At 63.5% G+C, this 20,956-nt stretch carries 20 protein-coding genes and 1 tRNA gene; 8 read left to right on the forward strand and 13 right to left on the reverse strand.

The genetic code is table 11. From position 1 onward, the window contains the following. Window positions 1-16: 16 nt before the first annotated feature. Window positions 17-1,546, reverse strand: coding sequence for a sensor domain-containing diguanylate cyclase (locus VOM14_RS24850; protein WP_327631417.1), 1,530 nt, complete (start codon window positions 1,544-1,546; stop codon window positions 17-19). Between the two features lie 441 nt (window positions 1,547-1,987). On the opposite strand from VOM14_RS24850, the gene VOM14_RS24855 reads away from it, so the two are divergent. Next, window positions 1,988-3,778: a methyl-accepting chemotaxis protein gene (locus tag VOM14_RS24855; RefSeq protein ID WP_327631418.1), complete on the forward strand. Its 1,791-nt coding sequence runs from the start codon at window positions 1,988-1,990 to the stop codon at window positions 3,776-3,778. Window positions 3,779-4,045: 267 nt separating this feature from the next. Here VOM14_RS24855 and VOM14_RS24860 read toward each other — a convergent pair. From VOM14_RS24860 to VOM14_RS24880, 5 genes are all read right to left on the reverse strand, one after another. Next, window positions 4,046-4,121: transfer RNA gene (locus VOM14_RS24860), tRNA-Ala, on the reverse strand. Between the two features lie 64 nt (window positions 4,122-4,185). Beyond that, window positions 4,186-4,536 carry a c-type cytochrome gene (locus tag VOM14_RS24865; RefSeq protein WP_327631419.1) on the reverse strand — a complete coding sequence of 117 codons (351 nt, stop codon included), beginning with the start codon at window positions 4,534-4,536 and terminating at the stop codon, window positions 4,186-4,188. Further along, window positions 4,533-5,321: a BON domain-containing protein gene (locus VOM14_RS24870; RefSeq protein ID WP_327631420.1), complete on the reverse strand. Its 789-nt coding sequence runs from the start codon at window positions 5,319-5,321 to the stop codon at window positions 4,533-4,535. Before VOM14_RS24870 ends, VOM14_RS24865 begins: the two co-directional genes overlap by 4 nt. Window positions 5,322-5,346: 25 nt before the next feature. Further along, window positions 5,347-5,934, reverse strand: a complete 588-nt coding sequence (locus VOM14_RS24875; protein ID WP_327631421.1) for a phosphoheptose isomerase — start codon at window positions 5,932-5,934, stop codon at window positions 5,347-5,349. Window positions 5,935-6,260: 326 nt separating this feature from the next. Next, window positions 6,261-6,731, reverse strand: coding sequence for a YraN family protein (locus tag VOM14_RS24880; protein WP_442955584.1), 471 nt, complete (start codon window positions 6,729-6,731; stop codon window positions 6,261-6,263). Between the two features lie 37 nt (window positions 6,732-6,768). Here VOM14_RS24880 and rsmI point away from each other — a divergent pair, with 37 nt between their 5' ends. Then, entirely contained in the window at window positions 6,769-7,647 is an 879-nt protein-coding gene (rsmI, locus tag VOM14_RS24885; protein WP_327631423.1) for a 16S rRNA (cytidine(1402)-2'-O)-methyltransferase, read from the forward strand. Window positions 7,648-7,779: 132 nt separating this feature from the next. Here the strand turns inward: rsmI and VOM14_RS24890 are convergent, their stop codons facing one another. Further along, window positions 7,780-8,382, reverse strand: coding sequence for a septal ring lytic transglycosylase RlpA family protein (locus VOM14_RS24890; protein WP_442955582.1), 603 nt, complete (start codon window positions 8,380-8,382; stop codon window positions 7,780-7,782). 243 nt (window positions 8,383-8,625) lie between these two features. Then, the gene (locus tag VOM14_RS24895; protein WP_327631425.1) at window positions 8,626-8,985 is read right to left on the reverse strand and encodes a hypothetical protein; all 360 of its coding nucleotides are present in this window, start codon (window positions 8,983-8,985) and stop codon (window positions 8,626-8,628) included. A gap of 44 nt (window positions 8,986-9,029) precedes the next feature. On the opposite strand from VOM14_RS24895, the gene VOM14_RS24900 reads away from it, so the two are divergent. The 3 genes from VOM14_RS24900 to VOM14_RS24910 all read left to right on the forward strand — a co-directional run bounded on the left by VOM14_RS24900 (window position 9,030) and on the right by VOM14_RS24910 (window position 10,849). After that, entirely contained in the window at window positions 9,030-9,674 is a 645-nt protein-coding gene (locus VOM14_RS24900) for an MBL fold metallo-hydrolase (RefSeq protein ID WP_327631426.1), read from the forward strand. Beyond that, window positions 9,671-10,300, forward strand: a complete 630-nt coding sequence (locus tag VOM14_RS24905; protein WP_327631427.1) for an exonuclease — start codon at window positions 9,671-9,673, stop codon at window positions 10,298-10,300. The genes VOM14_RS24900 and VOM14_RS24905 overlap by 4 nt, the downstream gene beginning before the upstream one ends. A 90-nt stretch (window positions 10,301-10,390) precedes the next feature. Next, window positions 10,391-10,849 carry an Lrp/AsnC family transcriptional regulator gene (locus VOM14_RS24910; RefSeq protein WP_006050474.1) on the forward strand — a complete coding sequence of 153 codons (459 nt, stop codon included), beginning with the start codon at window positions 10,391-10,393 and terminating at the stop codon, window positions 10,847-10,849. Window positions 10,850-10,894: 45 nt separating this feature from the next. On the opposite strand, the gene VOM14_RS24915 is transcribed toward VOM14_RS24910, so the two are convergent. From VOM14_RS24915 to VOM14_RS24925, 3 genes are all read right to left on the reverse strand, one after another. Further along, window positions 10,895-12,112, reverse strand: a complete 1,218-nt coding sequence (locus VOM14_RS24915) for a cation diffusion facilitator family transporter (RefSeq protein WP_327631428.1) — start codon at window positions 12,110-12,112, stop codon at window positions 10,895-10,897. 318 nt (window positions 12,113-12,430) lie between these two features. After that, window positions 12,431-12,733: an H-NS histone family protein gene (locus tag VOM14_RS24920; RefSeq protein WP_327631429.1), complete on the reverse strand. Its 303-nt coding sequence runs from the start codon at window positions 12,731-12,733 to the stop codon at window positions 12,431-12,433. 392 nt (window positions 12,734-13,125) lie between these two features. Then, window positions 13,126-13,788, reverse strand: a complete 663-nt coding sequence (locus VOM14_RS24925; RefSeq protein ID WP_327631430.1) for a HugZ family pyridoxamine 5'-phosphate oxidase — start codon at window positions 13,786-13,788, stop codon at window positions 13,126-13,128. A gap of 18 nt (window positions 13,789-13,806) precedes the next feature. Here VOM14_RS24925 and VOM14_RS24930 point away from each other — a divergent pair, with 18 nt between their 5' ends. Next, a complete protein-coding gene (locus VOM14_RS24930; RefSeq protein ID WP_327631431.1) occupies window positions 13,807-15,183 on the forward strand; it encodes an MFS transporter in 1,377 nt (458 codons plus the stop codon). Between the two features lie 284 nt (window positions 15,184-15,467). Here the strand turns inward: VOM14_RS24930 and VOM14_RS24935 are convergent, their stop codons facing one another. Continuing rightward, on the reverse strand, window positions 15,468-16,613 hold the full coding sequence (locus tag VOM14_RS24935; protein WP_327631432.1) for a branched-chain amino acid ABC transporter substrate-binding protein: 1,146 nt from the start codon (window positions 16,611-16,613) through the stop codon (window positions 15,468-15,470). Window positions 16,614-17,072: 459 nt separating this feature from the next. Beyond that, on the reverse strand, window positions 17,073-18,173 hold the full coding sequence (locus VOM14_RS24940) for an NAD(P)H-dependent flavin oxidoreductase (RefSeq protein ID WP_327631433.1): 1,101 nt from the start codon (window positions 18,171-18,173) through the stop codon (window positions 17,073-17,075). A 304-nt stretch (window positions 18,174-18,477) separates the two neighbouring features. Here VOM14_RS24940 and VOM14_RS24945 point away from each other — a divergent pair, with 304 nt between their 5' ends. Then, on the forward strand, window positions 18,478-19,176 hold the full coding sequence (locus tag VOM14_RS24945) for a dienelactone hydrolase family protein (protein WP_327631434.1): 699 nt from the start codon (window positions 18,478-18,480) through the stop codon (window positions 19,174-19,176). A 174-nt stretch (window positions 19,177-19,350) separates the two neighbouring features. Continuing rightward, a complete protein-coding gene (locus VOM14_RS24950; RefSeq protein WP_327631525.1) occupies window positions 19,351-20,952 on the forward strand; it encodes an amidase in 1,602 nt (533 codons plus the stop codon). Window positions 20,953-20,956: the final 4 nt, after the last annotated feature.

A 20,956-nucleotide genomic window follows, 5' to 3' on the forward strand; every position in this document is an offset into this window, starting at 1 on the left:
ATATTAGAGGCGCGCCTCAGTGTCCTGGAACAACAACGATCGGGTTGCCCGCCGCGCCAGCCATCGCGCGATAAGGAAGGATGCGGTTTCGGCCGGCGTCCTTGGCGCCGTAAAGCGCCTGGTCGGCCGCGTTGACAAGCTCGCGGTAGGTCGCGAACGCCACGCCCTCCGTGGTCGCGACACCAATGCTGACCGTCAGTACGTGATGCGAGCTCGCCACGTGACCCAGCGCGACCGCGTGGACGGCTGAGCGAATCTGCTCGGCAATGCGCAGGGCGCCGGCCTCGTCGGTGTCGGGAAGGAGCGCGGCGAATTCCTCGCCGCCGTAGCGCGCCGCCGTGTCGCCCGGACGCCGCGCGTTCTGCGCAATGCAACGCGCGACGGTAACGAGCGCTTCGTCGCCGGCGGAATGGCCGTAGAGGTCGTTGAAGCCCTTGAAACTGTCGACGTCGATCAGCAGCAGCGACAGCGGCGCGCCGCTGCGTTGCGCGCGGCGCCATGCTGTTTCCGCGGATTCCTCGAACGCGCGGCGGTTGTCGAGGCCGGTCAGACCGTCGGTGCGCGCGAGTATGCGCAATTCCTCTTCGGCGGCGAGGCGCCCGCGCATCTGCTGCGCGAACAGCACGGCCAGCGCGATCAACGTCAGGTCGAGCGCGGCGATCAACGAGCCGATGATCCATGCGCGCCGCCGCCAGCCCACGTAGATGTCCTGCGTGGACAGCGCGACGTCGAGAATCAGCGGATACATGTCGATATGGCGGAACGCATACCAGCGCTCCACGCCGTCGATCGCCGCCGTGCCGAAGAAATCGCCGCTCGGCTGCTCGGTGAAGCGCGAATAGTTAGCAGTGTCGGTCAGATCGATGCCGATAGTTTTCAGGTCGTACGGACGGCGCATCAGCATCGTGCCGTCGGTCAGCATCAGCGCGATCGATCCGCCGGCGCCGAGGTTCATGCCCTGAAACAGGCTGCGAAAGTATCTGAGCCGCATCGTGCCGACCACCACGCCGCCGAAGCTGCCGTCCGGCCGCGAGATGCGCCGGCTCAAGCCGATGCTCATGTCCGAGGCCGATGTGCGCGGCATGAACGGATGACTGACGTACAAGCCGACGTCCGGCGAATCGCGATGAACCTTGAAATAGTCGCGGTCGCCGAGATAGACGTGGCGCGGCGGCACAGCTTGCGAATCGAACTTGATATAGCCGTTTTCGTCGATCACGAGGATCGAGCCCAGATCTTTGGCCGACGCCGAACCGTCGAACAGCACCAGTTGCCGCAGCTTGGGATCCAGTTGCTGCACGCCCGGCTGCTTGAGGCCTTCGATCACCGAGCGGATCGACAGATCGTAGATTTCCAGATTGCGCGAAACGTCACGCTCGATCAGCAGCGAGACGTTGAAGACCGAGTCTTGCGCGCGCCGCAACGCGTCGTCGTGCATTTGCGCGAGCACCCACAATGCAATGGCCAGAATCGCGCCGGCCAGCACGACGCTGATTGCAATGATGAAGTTCGGACGACGGGTGACCATTGTCTTCGGTTCGGGCATACGCGGGCTTGGCGCGCTAAAAAGGTGGACGCGTCCACTGAGGCGCGCTTGGCGAACCGGTAGGGTAACAGAGGTCGCCGCTGTTCGAACCCCCGAAAAGACGGGTCTTTACCACCTTACACGACGTTGACAACTTGCTTTGGACCGCTCGTGATGGCGCGTCCGCGCGGCGCGTCTCCGCGTATTTTTATGCCTTTTCCGCGCTTCTTCAGCGCTCTATGCGAACTGGATAACAGCACAGAGGAAGACAGACGATTCTCCTCAAGTCCGCTCATGCGCGATCCGATAACAGGTCATCGGGGATGCCGCTTTTGTGGCGGCACAGAACGACAACACGGCGCGCGGTCGAGCAAACGTTTGGCGACCGGATAGACGCTTTCCATGCCCGGACCTGAGAGTCCATTGCGAAACGCCCGCGTTTCGTTCAAGGAAAAAAACCATATGACGGCGCTGAACCGACTCACCATCAAAGCGAAGCTGATTGCCGGCTTCGGCACACTCTCTCTTATCGTCGTAGCCGTGGCGGGCATTTCGCTGAAATCTCTGAGCGATTCGACCGATGGCTTTTCCCTCTTCGTGCGCGGCATCAACGCGCGCGCCGACATGGCCGTTCAGGTGCGAACCGCCGTCGACCGCCGCGCGATTGCCGCGCGCAACCTCGTGCTCGTGACGAAGCCCGAGGATCTCGACATCGAAAAAGCGGCGGTGACGCGCGCGCACGAAGACGTCCAGGCGGACCTCAAGAAACTCAACGAGATGGTGACGGGCGTCGACGCGAGCGACAAAGCGCGCAGCCTCGTGGCGGACATCAATCGCGTGGAAGCGTTGTATGGGCCGGTCGCGACCAACATCGTGAACCTCGCGCTCGCGGGCAAACGCGACGAGGCCACCATCGAAATGGACGATCACTGCCGGCCGTTGCTCGCGCAGCTCATCCACGCGACCGACGCCTATGCGGACTACGCGCACACGCGCGAGGAAGATCTGATCAGCGAACATGCCGCGCATTACGAGGACCAGCGCAATCTGTTGATCGCGATCGCGCTACTCGCGCTCGCGCTGGCGGTCGGCGCATGCATGGTGCTGACGCGCGCGGTGAGCGGACCGCTGCGTCTTGCAATCGACGTCGCGCGGACGGTGTCGGAAGGCGATTTGCGCACGCGCATCGCCGTCGACGGAAAGGACGAAACCAGCAAACTGCTCGGCGCGCTGCGCGAGATGAACGGGCGTCTGACCACGATTGTCGGACGCGTGCGCGACGCGAGCACGAGCATTGCGGGCGCGGCACGGCAGATCGCCGCGGGCAATCTGGATCTGAGCCAGCGCACCGAGCAGCAGGCGGCGTCGCTGCAGGAAACGACGTCGAGCATGGAGCAACTCACATCGACGGTGAAGCACAACGCCGATAGCGCACAGCAAGGCAGCATGCTGGCCGCGAACGCATCGTCGGTTGCGAAACAAGGCAGCGCGGTGGTCAATCAGGTGGTGAGCACAATGCAGGACATCAGCGCCAGCTCGGCGAAGATCGCGGACATTACGGGCATGATCGAGGGCATCGCCTTCCAGACCAACATTCTGGCGCTCAATGCCGCTGTGGAAGCGGCGCGCGCGGGCGAAGAAGGACGCGGCTTCGCGGTGGTCGCGAGCGAAGTTCGAAGCCTGGCGCAGCGGTCGTCGAGCGCGGCGAAGGAGATCAAGGATCTGATCGCCGACTCGGTGGCCAAGATCCGCGACGGGTCGTCGCTCGCGGGGGAAGCGGGCAAGACGATGAGCGAAGTCACGCAAGCGGTCGCGCGCGTGACGGACATCATGTCGGAAATCGCGGCGGCGTCGAGCGAACAGAGCCGCGGCATCGAACAGATCAACCTCGCGATCACGCAGATGGACAACGTCACCCAGCAGAACGCAGCGCTGGTCGAAGAGGCGGCAGCGGCGTCGCGATCGATGGAAGATCAGGGACAGCAGCTGAGCGAGGCGGTGGCGTTTTTTCAGATTGTGGATGGTTGGGGGGGCGATGGGCGTACGGGTGGTGTGGGCGCGGGTGGTGTGGGCGCGGGCGGTGTGCGTGGAGTGACGTCGCCGGTGGTTCGTGCGAAACCGCTGGCAGCAGCGATTCGTGCAGTGGCCGTGAGTACACCTGCTCGTGAAGCTGCGCCGGCGCGCTCGACAGTGAAGGCCAAAGCGCTACCGGCTGTCACTGCCGGCGGCGACGATGAGTGGGCCCAGTTCTGATCGCGGCCTTCCGGCGCGCGCTGCGAAGCCGTTAATGGAAAACCCCGGCGGCGCTGCTGTCCGGGTTTTCGATGAAAGAGCGTCGCAGAGATCCCGACAATGACGAGCGGCGCGGCAGGTGAAAGCGAATTGCCACGATACGGCGCGGGGAGCGCTGGGTGTGGCTGGTTGGCAATGGAATTGATAGTCCGCGAACCGAAATAAAAAACCCGCGGACCTTGGTGGCCGCGGGTTTCAGGGATATTGCGGAGCTTTTTGGAATGTCGGTGGTGGAGAGGAGGAGGATCGAACTCCCGACCTTCGCATTGCGAACGCGACGCTCTCCCAGCTGAGCTACCCCCCCAACATTCAACCAATTCTAGCACAAGCATTTTTCGTTTTGCCAAGCCGCCAGGCGCGGCAAAACCTCACTTCGAGGGCGCGCCAGCGAGCACCCAATGTACCACCGTGCGGATGTCCGCATCGCTCATCGATTGGTGCGCGGGCATCGGAATCATGCCCCACACGCCGGAGCCGCCGTCCTTCACCTTGCGCGTCAACTTCGCCGGCGCCTGAGCGTCGCCCTTGTATCTGGCGGCGATCTGCTGGAACGACGGACCCACCAGCTTGCGGTCCACCGCATGGCATCCCATGCAGGCATTCGCGTTGGCGATTCGCTGACCACGCGGCGCATCGGCGGCACGTGCTGTTGATGAAATCAAGCCCGCCGACGCCCCCAGCATCATCGCAATGACGACTCCGGCAACTCCCGCCTTCATTGCGGCGCCTTCGGGTTGCCCGGATGCACCGCGTTCGAATTCGTGACCGGCGCCGGCGACTGCTGGTCGAGCGGCCGCGAACTCACCGACGAATCCGGAATCGCGCCCACCGTCGCGCTCGCGTCCGGCTGCGAAGCGGGAATCGGCGCCGTCGCAGCTGCAGCCGCCGCTGCCGCGGCTTCCTGCGGCTGGATGTACTGGAACACCTTCACGACCTGCGTCACGCCCGGCACACGGCTCGCGACGTCCGCGCCGCGATTGCCTTCGTCCATCGTGACGAGGCCCATCAGATACACCGAACCGCGCTCGGCCACGACCTTGAAATCGTTCGCCGAAATGTCCTTCTCCGCGATCAGCGCGGTCTTCACGCGGGTCTCCAGATACGTGTCGTTCGTGCGCGACGAGAACGAGCTTGCCGGCATGATCGCCAGTTCGTTGACGATCGTGTTCACGTTGTTCAGGCCGCGCACGATGGTCTCCGCGCGCTGCTTCGACGCGTCTCCCGCCACTTCGCCGGTCAGCAGTGCGCGGCGGTTGAACACCGTCACGTTGACGTGCGCCGAGTCCGGCAGATTCTGGCTGATCTGCGAGAGCGCCTTGACCTGAATCTCGCGGTCTTCCGTCTGCGCGCCGAGCGTGCGCCGGTCGGTCGCCATCAGCGCGCCGCCGCCCGCCGCACCCGCAACGGCGAGGAAGCAACCCTGCAACGTCGCGGACAACCCCGCCGCGAATCCAACCACCAGCACGGTTCTCACCAGTGTCTTCTTGACGCGGAATGCGCTCATCAACTAGCTCTCCTTCGGATTGTTCTCAGTCTTCGCCCAGCAACATGGCATCGATGCCGTCGCATAGACAATGGATGGTCAGCAAATGCACTTCCTGGATACGCGCGGTGCGATCGGACGGCACGCAGATGTGGATGTCCGTATCGCTCAATACGTCCTGCACGCGGCCGCCGCCCTTTCCGCTCAGCGCGACGACGATCATTTCGCGCTCGTGCGCGGCTTCGACCGCGGCGAGCACGTTAGCGGAATTGCCCGACGTGCTGATCGCAAGCAGCACGTCGCCGGGCTGGCCCAAGGCCCACACCTGCTTCGAAAAAATCTGGTCGAACGAATAGTCATTGGCGATCGCGGTAAGCACGGACGTGTCCGTGGAAAGCGCAATGGCCGGCAAGCCCGGCCGCTCGCGCTCGAAGCGGCCGATCAGTTCGGCGGCGAAATGTTGTGCGTCCGCCGCCGAGCCGCCATTGCCGCACGCGAGAATGCGATTGCCGTTGGCGAGCGCGGCGAACATCGTGTCGATCGCTGCGGCGATCGGCATCGACAAGGTTTCGAGGGCTTCGAGTTTGACTGCCGCGCTGTCGCGGAAGTGTTGTTGAATACGTTCGACTGACATCGAGTCTCTATCTTCTACCGCGAGTGGGCCGCACTGCGCGGCCGTGTTGTGAAGTCGTGTTAATGAATTTGCTGCGAGCCGTGCCGTTGCATTCATCCGGCTTTGAGAGCAACGCAAAGCGCGAGCGCATGAACCTCGCGAAATCCGCGCGATGACCATGCGCGCTTTTCGGCGCCGCTCGCCCGACGATTCGCCTGCTGTTTTGCCTAACGTTTCGCCTGCTGTTTTGCCTAACGTTTCGCCTAACGTTTCGCCTGGTGTTTCGCGCCCTAGCTTTCACGCGAGCGCAAGTTTATCGCACTAACACGCGTTCGCCGCGCGTTGCCTCAGAGTTCGTCGGCCCGGAAAGCATCGCGCAACCAAACGAGGCGCCCTGCCTCGAACGCAATAACGTCGAAACGGCACGCGGGCTGCGCGCGTGCAGATGAACTCTGGCTTGCGAGGTAGTGCTGCGCGGCGCGCACGATTCGCTGACGCTTTCGCCACCCGATGCTCGCCGCAGCGCCGCCGTATTTGCGCTGCCCGCGCGCGCGAACCTCGACGAACACCAGCGCGCCGTCGCGCTCGCGCATGACGAGGTCGATCTCGCCGCCGCGACACGCGAAGTTGCGCGCGACGAACCGCAAGCGCTGGCGCTGCAAAAACTCTTGCGCACGCAACTCGAACGCCGCGCCGACGAGTTTGGACCCGGCTTGCCCGGAAAAGTTGTCGGACGTGGCAGCATCCGGCTTCGATCTCGCGCGAAGCGTGTTCCCACTCGGCGCGCGGGCCGGAGCGCATGGCGCTGCGTGGCACAATGACGGCCTCATTTCGTCTGTTTGCGTTTTCTGCCTCATGACTCCTCTTTCCGAACTCGCGCAAGGGCAGCAGTACCCCGCCGCCGCGCTGTATGTGGTGGCCACGCCGATCGGCAACGTCGCCGACATCACGCTGCGCGCGCTGCACGTGCTCGGACTCGTGGATCGCATCGCCGCAGAAGACACGCGCAATACCGGTCAGTTGCTGGCGCGCTATGGCATCTCGAAACCGTTGGTCGCGGTTCATCAACACAACGAGCGGGCCGCCGCGCAACGCATCGTCGAACATCTGCAAGCGGGCGAACGCGTGGCCTACGTGTCGGACGCGGGCACGCCCGGCATCTCAGATCCGGGCGCGAAGCTCGTCGATGCGGTTCGCGAAGCGGGCCTTGCCGTCATTCCGCTGCCAGGCGCGAGCGCGCTCGCCACAGCGCTGAGCGCGGCCGGCGACTGGGTCGCGACCTTCTCGTTTCTCGGCTTTCTTCCGCCGAAAGCGAAAGCCCGCGCCGCCGCGTTGCAAGCACTGGCGAAGCATCCACACGCAATGGTTTTCTACGAAGCGCCGCACCGGATCGTCGAGACCGTGCAAGCGCTGGCCGACACGCTGGGCGGCGAACGCAAGCTGCTGATCGCCCGCGAGCTGACAAAGTTACACGAAGCATTGCATCACGGCACCCTGGCCGAAGGGCCAACGTGGCTCGCCGCCGATCCCAACCGGCAACGCGGCGAATTCGTGCTGGTGGTCGAGGGCGCGCAGCAGGAAACCGCCGGCGAGGAAGATCACGACGCGCTGCTTCAGATCCTGCTGGACGAGTTGACGGTGAGCAGCGCCGCCAAGGTCGCGGCGGCGATTACCGGCGCGTCGCGCAACGCGCTGTACACGCGGGCGCTGGCGCTCAAGAAAGAAGAGGACTGACGAAAGCGGCACGTCATGCGCGAAGCCGCACAAAACAAAAGGGCCGCTCATGCCGATGAGCGGCCCTTTTTCCCCTTGGTGACAGCGTGTGGTCTCCTCACGCCGAGCGGCGCTATGCGCGCCGCGCCTGAATTACTTCTGAGCAGTCGAAGTCGAGTTGGATGCCAGCGTTTCATCACGCGCGGCGCGTGCTTCTTCCTGCGTCAATCCTTCAATTTTCACGCGCGCCGTACCGGCGTGGCGCATATCGAGCACATTGGCGGCGGCCATCGAGAGGTCGATCACGCGACCTCGCGCATAGGGGCCGCGGTCGTTGATCCGCACGACGACCGAGCGCGACGTGGTGGGATTCGTCACGCGCACATACGAGCCGAGCGGCAGCGTCCGATGCGCGGCGGTCAACGCGTGCATGTCGTAACGTTCGCCATTCGCGGTGCGGCGGCCGTGGAAGCCCCGACCGTACCACGAGGCGCGGCCGGACTGATGGAAGTCCGAAACATCCGCGCCGTCATCGGTGAGCGGCTTCGCATTGGCCAGCGGGCCGCCCTTGGTGGCGACGTCCGAGGCCGGCGCATTACCGTAGGCTTGCGGTCCGAAGGAACCTGCCTGCGCATTGTTTGTGCGCAGCGGCATGGCGCTTGCGGAACTGCTGTCGGCGCCCGGCGGCGTGGCGCAACCGGCCAGCACAAAAAAGGCAAAAAGAGTCCCCAGACTACGGGATAACCGAGTTTTCATAAGACGTGCAATCACAGTGTCGAGCCGCATCACGCGTAACTTTTGCGTGTTGCTGCGACTCCGGCGGCAAAGGACGACAACGCGCCGCGCCAGTGTGCGCAGTACGTAGAAGCCCGGATGCGGCTCATTCAGCCGCTACCGCACGGTTAATTTTCACGTCTGGCGCAACCTGTCCCCGGCAGCCTGACCAGACCCCACATGCCGCCATCGAACGTGGCAAACACGTTCTTGCGCGCGCGAAACTCAGCGCGCAGGAACGGCGGCGTAGGCCCCACCCAGCGTCACGACAGTTTCAGTCGTAGCAGGCGCGCGGCGCCTGGCTGGGCAAGACGTGTGCATCGAATGCATCGATACCTGATGGCCGTCCATAACCGCGACAGCCCAAACTTGAGTGGCGATCCGCGCTCCCATTTTTGATGGGGACGCATCGCCTTGTGACAGCACGATTCCTTGTGCATGGAGTGCATTATACCCAAAACAGAATTCTGCGTCGCTAAGCGACTGAAAACCTTGATGAATCTTCTCCATTGCTGCAAAAATCAGCAGACGAAACCCCGCTGCAAAGGCGCTGGAATGCCCGCTGCTAGCCTCGGCGCAGGCCATGAAGACGCCGGTACAATCAATCTTTTTCCCGCGGCGCCGTCACCATGAAAGTCACCTTGATTCCTGTCACGCCGTTCCAGCAGAACAGCTCGCTGCTCGTTTGCGAGGCGACCGGACGCGCCGCCGTCGTCGATCCGGGCGGCGACCTCGACATCATTCAGGGCGAAATTGCACGTCAGAACGTGAGCGTCGAGAAAGTTTTCCTGACGCACGGCCACATCGACCATTGCGCCGGCGCAAAGACGCTCGCCGCGCATTACGGCGTGCCGATCGAGGGCCCGCATCCCGACGAACGCTTCTGGCTCGACAAGCTGCCGGATCAAAGCACGCGCTTTGGCTTTCCCGCAGCCGACGCGTTCGAGCCCGACCGCTGGCTGCACAACGGCGACGCCGTGCAATTCGGCGATGAAACGCTGGAGATCTATCACTGCCCCGGCCACACGCCCGGCCACGTGGTGTTCTTCAGCCGCGCACATCGCCTCGCGCTGGTGGGCGACGTGCTGTTTGCCGGCTCGATCGGCCGCACGGACTTTCCGCGCGGCAATCACGCTGACCTCGTGCGCTCGATCCGCGAGAAGCTCTGGCCGCTCGGCGACGACGTCACCTTCGTGCCAGGTCACGGTCCCACATCGACGTTCGGCGCCGAGCGTCGCAGCAACCCCTATGTTGCGGACGGAGTCGAGGCATGAGCGGTGAAATCTATGTGAGCACCGACGTCGAAGCCGACGGCCCGATTCCCGGTCCACATTCCATGCTGAGCTTCGCCTCGGCCGCGTACACGGAGGACAAGCGGCTCATCGCCACCTTCTCCGCGAATCTTGAGTTGCTGGAGGGCGCCGCGCCACATCCCGTGCAGGAAGCGTGGTGGAAGACGCAGCCCGAAGCCTGGGCGGCCTGCCGCACGGACTTGCAGCGCCCCGAGGCGGCGCTGGCGGCTTATGTCGACTGGGTCGAGGCGCTGCCGGGCAAGCCCGTGTTCGTCGCGATGCCCGCCGGCTTCGACTTCACCTATATGTTCTGGTACATGATGCGCTTTGTCGGCCGCTGCCCGTTCTCGTGGTCGGCGCTCGATATCAAGACACTCGCCTTCGCGATGACCGGCCTGCCGTATCGGAAGAACATCAAGCCGCGCTTTCCGAAGCACTGGTTCGACGATCATCCGCACACGCACGTCGCGCTGGACGACGCGATCGAACAAGGTGCACTTTTTTGCAACATGTTGAAGGATTTGCGCATTCTTCAGGCGGCGGGTCTCGCGGCCGGACAAGATGGGGGCAACTTAGGACAAAATCCCGCTGCGGAACCGGCAAATTAGGCAATATCCCTCGCCGGGGCCGTTTTGCATTGCGTTTCGTTTTCGCGCCCTCTACCATGCGGTGATATGGCGACGCAAACGGAGGAGCAGTTGACACTCGATACGTTCTCTCAAAAGATCCTGCGCCTTCTGCAGCTGGACGCGCGCCGCTCGGTGCAAGAGATTTCCGACCAGGTGGGCCTGTCGAGCACGCCTTGCTGGCGGCGCATCAAGGACATGGAGCAATCGGGCGTGATCCAGCGCTACACGGCGCTGCTGGACCGCGAGAAGTTGGGGCTGCACGTGTGCGCGCTCGCGCACATCCATCTCACGCGCCACACGGAAGGCGGTGTCGAACAGTTCGAGCGGGAAATCGCTACGTGCCCGGAAGTCACCGAGTGCTACAGCACGACTGGGGAGTCGGATTACATCCTCAAAATCGTCGCGCCCGACATCAAGGCGTACGACACTTTTCTGCACGAACGCATTTTCAAGATTCCGGCTGTCGCTCAAGTGCGCACGAGCGTCGTGCTGCGCGAAATCAAATTCGATACGCAATTGCCACTGTGACGGGCTGAACGCTGGTCAAGCTCGGGGCCGCGCGCGGCTGCATGCTCAGTTGGCGCTGTGCGGGGCCGTGGTCCGGCGACGGTCATCGCCCGCATCAGGTTGCGACGACGGCTCGCTCAGCTCGCGCAGCAGGTCGAGCTTGCGAGCGCCGAGGCGGCGCTTGAGCGCGCCGAGATTGACGCGCGCGAGTTCGCGCGCGTCGCTGTCGGGGCTTCGCGAAGGCAGCGCGGGCAGCACCACTTCGACGTCGAGCCCCGTACTCAGATAATGGATGTTCACCGCGGCGGCCTTCAGCCCGGCCGCCGCCAACGCAGCGTTGACTTCCGCGACAACCCGTTCGCGAGCCGGCAGCCCGACGGGCGGACGCGCGATCGCATCGTTTTCCGGATCGACGTGAATCAGCGCGTCGAGCACGCGGTTGTCGCCCAGCACGCGCAAGCGCGCCGACTCGGCAATGTAATGCCCCTCCGACACCGAAATCAGCGGATCGACCAGAATATGCGCGTCGACGAGCGCGAAATCGCCCATCTTGCGTGTGCGCAATTCATGCACGTCGCGCACGCCTGGCGTGGAGAGCAGCAGCGCGCGCATGTCGGCGGTGGCGGTTTCGTCGAGCGCGCGGTCGGACAGATCCTGCAGCGCGTCCCAGCCGAACGTCCAGCCCATGCGCGCCACCATGAAGCCGACGATCGCCGCCGCGATCGGATCGAGCAGCCGCACACCTGCGAGACTGCCGAGAATGCCGAGCGCCACCACCAGCGACGACGCCGCGTCCGAGCGCGCATGCCACGCGTTGGCAATCAGCATGGCTGAGCGCACACGTTGCGCCTCGCGCAGCATGTAGCGAAACAGGCTCTCTTTGGAGATCAACACGATCACGGCCACGACGAGCGCGCTCAAATGGACCGCGGGAATGCTTCCCAGATCGGCGAGACGCGTGCCCGCGCGCCACAACATGCCGACACCAACGGCGATCAGCAGCGCGCCCAGAAATAGCGAAGCAACCGTTTCGTAACGGCTATGTCCGTAATTATGGTCGGCGTCCGGCTTCACGCCGCTATGCCGGTTGGCCAGCAGCACGACAAAATCGGAAATCAGATCGGCAAGAGAATGGACGCCGTCGGCCACCAGTGCCTGCGAGTGCGCAAACACGCCGATGACGATTTGCAGCGTCATCAATACCGTATTCAGCGCAATACTGACAAACGTACTTTTGCGCGCGACACGGTGTTTCTCGGTGGACTCAAGCGCAGCGGAAGGCATCTCGGAAGAATGAGGAATTGAATCCCTCTATTCTACCTGCCGCGGCTCGAAAGCGAGCGGGCACACCCGCAAAACTTCTTTTAAAATCAGTTGGTTATGCAAACGAAAAGCATTCGCATCCCACTTCTGTGAAGTGCCCGGACGCAGAGAAACAAAGCGAGTTTGATGCGGAAAATGAAGTCGGCAAAAAAAAAAGCCGCGCCCCAAACGGTCCGCGGCTTTTCTCGACGATGTCAGCGCATTCAGGCGACCGAGTCGGCATTCGTATTACATTTTAATGCCCGTCGTATTTACCGGACTTAAGAAAAACTTAAGAAATTATCTTTGAATCAGAAACTTCTCACGGTCCAAACCAGCAATCCAGCGCGGCGGTTTGCCACGGCCCGACCACGTGCTGCCACTATCCGGATCGCGATATTTAGGTGCGACACCTGCGCGCGGACGAGCCGCTTTGGCGCCTTTAGGCGCGCGGCCCCCGCCGAGTTCGTTCAGAGAAATGCCGTAGTCGGCCATTTTCTGTTTGATTTCGTTCAGCACTTCAGCGTATTCGCGTGACTTGGCTTCTTCGATCTGCTTTTCCAGCTTCTCTCGCTGAGCGAGTAGTTCCTTGTAGGAAGACATAGGTTCCCTTGTGGTTTGGATTAACGACTGCCAGTCTCAAGCCGGCTTGCCCTTTGAAGGTGTTCATGCCTCGGAATTTGAACGCGAGATTAACACAAATTAGAAATGCTGAAAATGTGTCCGCATAAAACTAATGCGCGTCCGTTTCAAAAACTTTCCCTTCGAGGCCATGTCGCCCCCTTCCTTTCAATTACCTGCTTGGGCATTGGCTGAAAACATGCGCATCCAATCGGTAAATATGGGATTAATTATCAGCCGATGAAAATTAAGATGCGCAATAGAAGCAAACATTTCATTCCATGAAAGCTTCCATATCCAAACGTCGTAAGATATTCACATCCGCTTCGATGGGTTTTCCCCACGGATGTGGTTTTCCGATCCGCAATAAATGCCTATTTAGTGTGGCGGCGCACGCAATCTTCCAGCGCCGCGTGCAAACTTTCCATGTCCGGCTTCGCGTTTTCGAAGGTGAATCGTTTGCGCACGCCATTCACTCGCATATCCGCGCCATATCGATCCACGCCAATCAATCGATCTGCGCCGGTATTCGCAATGGCTTCGGCGAATTCGTCAATAAGCGCTTGCTCCTCGACGGATTCCAGCGCGGGCAAGGGGTCCAGTTCGTCGCCGCCGAGCCATCCCATCGCGCCGAAACCGCCGATATAACGCAGGCGGTCAAGCTTCATTGTCCAGAACGTGAAGTCGCCCAGCACGAGATAGCGCTCGGCATCCGGGTGATAGCGCAAATAACGCGCGACCCGTTCCGGCGCCGGCTCGACCGGTTCGAAGGTGCCGAGCAGGGTGACACGCTGGCCGTTGAGCACGTCGCCGTCCGGCGCGTCGACCACGAGAAAGCCGGCGCGCGGGTCCGCGTGCAGGTTGTGCGTATGCTCGGCGAGCCGGCTCACCAGAATGGTCGGCCGATGCTGCGGGTCCGGCGCGAACGGCAACACGGTCGGATAAGGAAAGCCTTCCGGCTGGCGCGCGTGCGTGGCGAGCGTGCCGACGGCGGCGCTATGCAGCAGGTGCAAGGGAGCGTGAGCGGGAATGTTCAAGTGCGCCTTCCTGGATGAATGAACTGTGATCGCCGAAGATTGCACAAACCGCAAACTCGCCGCGCTTTATGCGATTCCACGCCTTCAAGCATAAGACAGCGCGCCTGGTTAGAATCGGAAATTCGCTTTCAGTGCGCTTTCTTTCTCCACGCCCTTCTCGTTTTTTCTCTTCTCGAGACTTCCGTGTCCGATCGTTCTTCCGATTTCGCCGCCATTCCCGCCGCTCACCGCGATCTTTCCGACACCGCTCGCCAGCGCGCCCGCGTCGCCACGATGGCGGTGTTTTTCATCGCCGGGATGGTGTACGGCTCGTGGGGCGTGCACGTGCCCACTGTGCGCGACCGTTTTCATCTGAGTCCGGCGCTGTTGTCGCTTGCGCTGCTCGCCGTTGCCGGCGGGTCGATCGGCGCGATGGCGGCCAACGCTTCGTGGATCGCGCGCGTCGGCACGCGCCGCGCCTGCCTTACCGGCGGTCTGGTGATGGCGGCTTGCGCCGCGTCGATTCTGGTGGTTCCGCTTTACTGGATGTTGCTGATCGTGCTGGCCATTTTCGGCGCGGGCATGGCCACGCTCGATGTCGCGATGAACGCCGAGGCGAGCGCCGTCGAAAAGGCGCTGGGCAAACCGATCATGTCGTCGCTGCACGGCATGTTCAGCGTCGGCGGGATGTCCGGCGCGGCAGCCGGCGGCGCGTTGCTGGCGCACGGCATGGCGCCGGCCGTGCATCTCGCGTTGGCCGGCGCGGTGAGCGCGCTGGTGCTGATTGCCGCCTGCCCGGCCGTCTTGCCGCATGTGCCGCACGAGGAACATCCGGATTCCGCGACGCCGCGCGCGAACCGCTGGCGCTCGCCGGCCTTGTGGGCGCTCGGCACGATGGCGCTCGTCGCGCTGATCGCGGAAGGCGCCATGTACGACTGGGCGACGGTCTATATGCGCGACGTCGTCCTTTCCACGCCGGCGCTCGCCAGCGCCGCGTACGCGGCCTTTTCGGGCGGCATGGCGGCCGCGCGTTTTGCCGGCGACGCCGTGCGCGCCCGCTTCGGCGCCCCGCAGCTCGTGATGGGCAGCGCGACGCTCGCCCTCGTCGGCATGATCGGCGCGCTGCTGCTGCCGAACCCGGTTGCGGCGCTCATCGGCTTTACGCTGATGGGCCTCGGCCTCGCCAACATGATGCCGGTCCTGTTCGCGGCGGCGGCCAGCGTGAAGGGCATCCACGCCGCCGAAGGTCTCGCGCACGTCGCGGGGCTCGCGTACTTCGGGCTGTTGTTCGGGCCGGTGGTGATCGGCGCGGTGACCCAGGTGAGCAATCTGTCGATCGGACTTTCCGTGGTCGCCGTGTGCTGCGCGTTGATTGCGTTCGCGGGTCCGAAGGTGCTGCGACGCCTGAAGATCTGACGGCGACGGCCTTCGTCAATGGCTTGATGCACGCTTCACAGCAACGAGGCGAACGACGCAACCAAAATCAGCGCGGCACAGCCACAGTTCGTGATGCGTAGCAATTCGCCAGCCCCAAGGCAACCGAACTCAACCAATCGCCACGCAAACGATTGCACAACACACAGCGCAACACAGCCCGCTGCACCGCCACACCAAAAAGAAAAGGCACGCGACCGAAGGTCCACGTGCCTCTTCAACATGCGATTCGCGGACAGCGCGAGGCTGCCCGCTCACATGCGCTCTTACATCTTCACGACGTCGAGCAGCGTCTTCTTGCCCGACTTGTAGTTGTACAGCGAGATCACGCCGTGCTTCAGGTCACCCTTCGAGTCGAACGTGGTTTCGCCGATCACGCCCTTGTAGTCGGTGTTCGGCATTGCTGCCAGGATCTTCGCCGGATCGGTCGAGCCAGCGCGCTTCATTGCGTCGACGATGATGTACACCGCGTCATACGTGAACGGAGCGTAGATCTGGATCGGCTGGCCGAAACGCTTCAGATACTTGGACTGGAACGCCGCGCCGCCTTCCATCTTCTCGAGCGCCATGCCGGCTTCCGAGCAGACGATGTTGTCGGTTGCGTCGCCTGCCAGATCGGACAGCTTGTCGGTACACACGCCGTCGCCTGCCAGCACCTTCGCGCGCAGGCCGAGCTGCTTGGCTTGCTTCGCGAACGGGCCGCCGGTTGCGTCCATGCCGCCGTACATGATCGCGTCCGGGTTTTCGCCCTTGATCTTCGTCAGAATCGCGCGGAAGTCGACAGCCTTGTCGTTGGTCGCGTCATGCGACATCACGTTCAGGCCCAGCGACTTGGCCGTCTTTTCGAACTCGTTCGCAAGACCCTGGCCGTAAGCGGTCGAGTCGTCGACGATCGCGACGCTCTTCACCTTCATGCCCTTGGCTGCGTAGTTCGCCAGTGCCGGACCTTGCTGCGCATCGGTCGCGACGACGCGGTACGTCGTCTTGAAACCTTGCTGCGTGTAAGCCGGGTTGGTTGCCGACGGCGAAATCTGCACGATGCCCGCATCGCTATAGATCTTCGAAGCCGGAATCGACGTGCCCGAGTTCAGGTGACCGACCACCGCGACGACCTTGTCGTCCACTAGCTTCTGTGCGACCTGCGTAGCGGTACGCGGGTCGGCTGCGTCGTCCTGTGCGTCGAGTTGCAGCGTGATTTTCTGGCCGCCGATCGTCAGGCCTTTCGCGTTGATTTCTTCAACCGCGAGGCGTGCGCCGTTTTCGTTGTCTTTCCCCAGGTGAGCGATACCGCCAGTCAGCGGTGCAACGTGACCGATCTTGACGACCGTATCCGCTGCGGCCGTTGTTGCCAACGTTGCGAACAGCATCGCCGCAGCGCTGATCGGCAACAGCTTTTGAATCTTGATGTTCATATAAGTCTCCAGTTTCGGTCCCAAAAACAACGTAATCGCCCTGTGCCCCCGCTTCCCCAACACGTGTCGCTCAGTCCCGTGGACGACCACGCCGGTTGCATCGTTCATGCACTTGGCCAGCACGTCTGCCTGACTGTTTGTGACAGGTGGCAAACCGTACTTGCGCGCAAGTGTAGGCTATCAAATTAATTTGTGGGACTTTTTTGAGGAAGTGGTATGAACACTAATAGCGCTTATCCACCGGCGACTGTTTCCGCCTTGCGCCGCTGCCCGGAGAGCGCCGTCCCATGCGGGTTTCCGCTATTCGAGGGATGACTCGAAAAGTACGATCTCAAGCTTTTGGCGGCCTCGCCGTTATTGTTCCGAATGGGCCGCAGCGCACTGCGCTTTGCGTCGACGCGGCGCGTCCCAAGCGGCGGCGGCGGCGCGCGTCCGGTTTATCTTTCCGAGTCCTGTCGATCAGCGTTTGAATGCGGCAATGCGCGCGCTTGCCGCCTGCCATTCCTCTTCGAGTTGCGCCATCAATTCTGCCGCGCCGAAGCCCTCGCGCCGCGCGCGGCCCAAAGGCGCGCCCTGCCCCGACCACAACGAAAGATAGTCGCCGTTCTGCGCGCGCGCCGCGGCTTGACGCAACTCCTGCGTCAGCGCGTTTTGCACGGGATACGGCGCGATCTTCTGCGGCGCTTCGCTCAAGCGCTGCATCAGCGGATTGCGGATGCCTCGGGCGTGTCGGCCGGTAATCGCATGCGTGACCGAAGTCGATGTGTCGGAGATCAAACGCAGCCGCTCTTTCCACGCCTGCGGTATCGCGCTTTCGCTTGCGCCGAGAAACGCGGTGCCCATGACCGCCGCTTGCGCGCCGAGTGCGAGCGCGGCGACGATTCCGCGTCCGTCCATGATGCCGCCGGCTGCCAGCACCGGCAGCCCGGTTGCGTCGACGAGTTGCGGCACGAGCGCCATCGTGCCGACCAACGCTTCCTCGAACGAGCCGATGAACGTGCCGCGATGCGCGCCCGCCTCCGCGCCTTGCGCGGCAATCGCATCGGCGCCCGCATCGCGCCACGCGACGCCTTCGGCGACATGCGTCGCGGTGCCGATCACGTATTGACCGTTGGCATGCAGCCGCGCGACATCCTCGCGCGAAAGCAGTCCGAATGTGAAGCTCGCCACCGGCACGCGCAATTCGATCAGCATCTCGAACTGCGCGCGGAAATCAGGCGCGTAGCGTTCGAGCGGCAGGCCCGGCGGCAAGCCGAGTCCGGCGCGCAGCGGGTCGATCGCTTCGAGCGCGCGGCGCACGGTTGCTTCATCGGGCGCGGCGCGCTCGAGCACGAACAGATTGACGCCGAACGGACGATCCGTCAGCGCGCGAATCGCCGCGACGTCGCTGGCCATTTTTTCGGGCGACAGCGCCGCGCCCGCGAGCGTGCCGAGGCCGCCGCTATTTGACACCGCGGCGACGAGCGCGGGCGTGGTGGCGCCCGCCATCGGCGCCTGGACGACGGGCACGCGCAATTCAAAACGCTCGGTAAACGGCGTCACAAAACTGCCTTCACTCATGTTCGATTCTCCTTCGCGCAAGCTGCTCGCCATACGGCGAACGACTACCGTGGACTGTACCGGCGCGACGCGCAACGGGAAAATGAATTATCGAGAACGTTTCAATCGTCTTACGAGAATGTCGCCGGATTGGCTGTCGCGAACCGGCGTCGCGCGTTCTTCCGCAAGCCCGGCAAAAGCGCCGAATGGCCCCGCGCTGCAAGCCCATTCTTTTGATGGCAAACTGACCGCCCGCTTCAGGCACTGTCGCCTTTCGCACTCATCAAGACGGACCTCGCGCGGCGCGCGACTATTGGAGAACACTATGAGCACCACCTCCCGATGGATCGACATTCCGGCCGGCAACGACACGTTCGGCGGCTATCTGGCGCTGCCTCAAGGCGGCAAGGGGCCGGCTGTCATCATCATTCAGGAAATCTTCGGCGTGAACAGCCATATCCGCTCGGTCGCGGATCAATACGCGCAGGACGGCTACGTCGCGCTCGCGCCGGACGTGTTCTGGCGCGTGCAGCCGCGCGTCGAACTCACGTATGAAGGCGCGGATCGCGCGAAGGGTATCGAACTCATGCAGAAGCTCGACGCAGACGAGGCCGCCAGCGACATCGGCGCCGCGGCCGCCGCCTTGCGCGCCATGCCCGAAGTGACGGGCAAAGTCGCGGCCATCGGCTTCTGCTTCGGCGGACGGCTCGCGTATATGGCGGCGGCGCAAGGCAGCGTCGACGCCGCGGTGGCCTACTACGGCGGCGGCATCCAGAACCAGCTCGACGAAGCGGCGAAGATCAAGGTGCCGATGCAGTTCCACTACGGCGAGCTGGACGCGCATATTCCGCTGACTGCCGTCGGGCAGATTCAGGAGCGCTTCGCGGGCCGCACGGACACCGAGTTTCACATCTACCCGAATGCCGATCACGGCTTCAACTGCTCGGACCGCGCGTCGTACAACCAGCGCGCCGCCGCGCTCGCACATGGCCGCACGCTGACTTTCCTCGGCGAGCGTCTGTAATCCACGCGATGCACGCGCTGCACGCGCGGCGTCACTGCGGCGCGCAAGTCAGCTAACCTGTCACAGACGGCGTGCCTTCAGCGCGCTGTCTTCTTTCATGTGCATCGATATGTGCATCGATCGATGCGGCTCGCAGGCCGCGGCGTGTCCGTTGCCGCGATCCGCGCGCCGCGCATGAACAACCGGCACCCCACTCCCGGCAGCGAGGGCTCCTCCGTCGTGCTATCAGACTATCTCGCCCATGACGCCATCGGCCTCGCCGAACTCGTGCGAACCCGCGAAGCCAGCGCGCGTGAGTTGCTGGACACCGCGATCTCGCGCACCGAGGCCGTCAATCCCGCGATCAACGCCATCGTGCTGAAGGATTACGATGCCGCCCGCGAACGCGCCTCGCGTTACGACGCGAGCCGCGCGAACGGCGTCAACAGGACAAGCGGCACAACCGGCGCAAGCGGCACCCGCGGCACGGACGCCGACACCGCGCAATCCGCGCTCGCCGGCGTTCCCTATCTGATCAAGGATCTCGGCGCGCCCATCGCCGGACTGCGCATGACGATGGGCAGCCGTCACTATCGTCATTTCATTCCCGGCGAAGATGCCCCCGTGGTCGCGCTCGCGAAAGCGGCGGGCCTCAACATCTTCGCGAAGACGAGCACGTCCGAACTCGGGCAGATGCCTTATACGGAGCCCGAACTATTCGGCGCGTGCCGCAATCCGTGGAATCTCGACCATACGCCGGGCGGATCGAGCGGCGGCGCGGCCGCGGCCGTCGCTGCCGGCATCGTGCCGCTCGCCCATGCTTCGGACGGCGGCGGCTCGATCCGCATTCCCGCCTCGTGCTGCGGACTGTTCGGCCTCAAGCCTTCGCGCGGACGCGTGCCGCGCGTAACCGCCGCCGTCGCGGCCGGCGAACTCGGCGTCGATCATGCGGTATCGCGCAGCGTGCGCGACAGCGCGTTGCTGCTCGATCTGCTCGCGGGCAACGCGGATCGTCCGGCGGGCGCGCCGGGCACGTTCCTCGGCGCGAGCCGCGAGCCGTGCAAACCGCTGAACATCGCGTACGTCACGGAATCGATGCTCGCGCCGTCTCTTTCCGCCGACGCGCGCGCCGCGCTCGACGACGCCGCGCAACTGGCCAGCTCGCTCGGCCATAACATCGAGCCGATTTCGCTCGGCATCGACTTCGCGGCGGTCAGGCACGCGTTTCTCATGCTCTGGTCCGTGACCGCGGAAGATCTGGTGTTGAACGCCGAGCGCATCACCGGACGCAAACCGCTGCGCGACGAATTCGAAATCTCCACGTGGGCGATGGCGCATGTCGGCCGCAAGCTCGGTGAACGCGGCTTGCCCGCCGCGCTGGAAGAACAGCGCCGCATCACCGAACGTCTGACCGGTCTGCTGCAGCGCTACGACGTGATTTTGTGCGCGACGCTGGCGGGCGCGCCCATCAAGATCGGCGAGATGCAGCCCACGTCGGCGGAACGTATGCAGATGCGCGCGGTGAGCGCGATGCCGCTTGAACCGCTGATGAAAAAGTTGCTCGCGGAGGCGTCGAACAAGGCATTCGCATGGGCGGGCTGCACCGAGCTATTCAATCTGAGCGGCCAGCCGGCGATGTCGATACCGCTCTACTGGAATGCGCGCGGACTGCCGATCGGCGTCCAGTTTGCCGCGCGCGACGGCGGCGAAGCGACACTCCTGCGTCTCGCCGCGCAACTCGAAGCGGCGCGGCCGTGGTTCGACAAACGGCCGCCGCTGATCAACGCGCGCAGCTAGCCGA

Source organism: Paraburkholderia sp. MPAMCS5 (assembly GCF_036016995.1).
Lineage (GTDB): Bacteria > Pseudomonadota > Gammaproteobacteria > Burkholderiales > Burkholderiaceae > Paraburkholderia.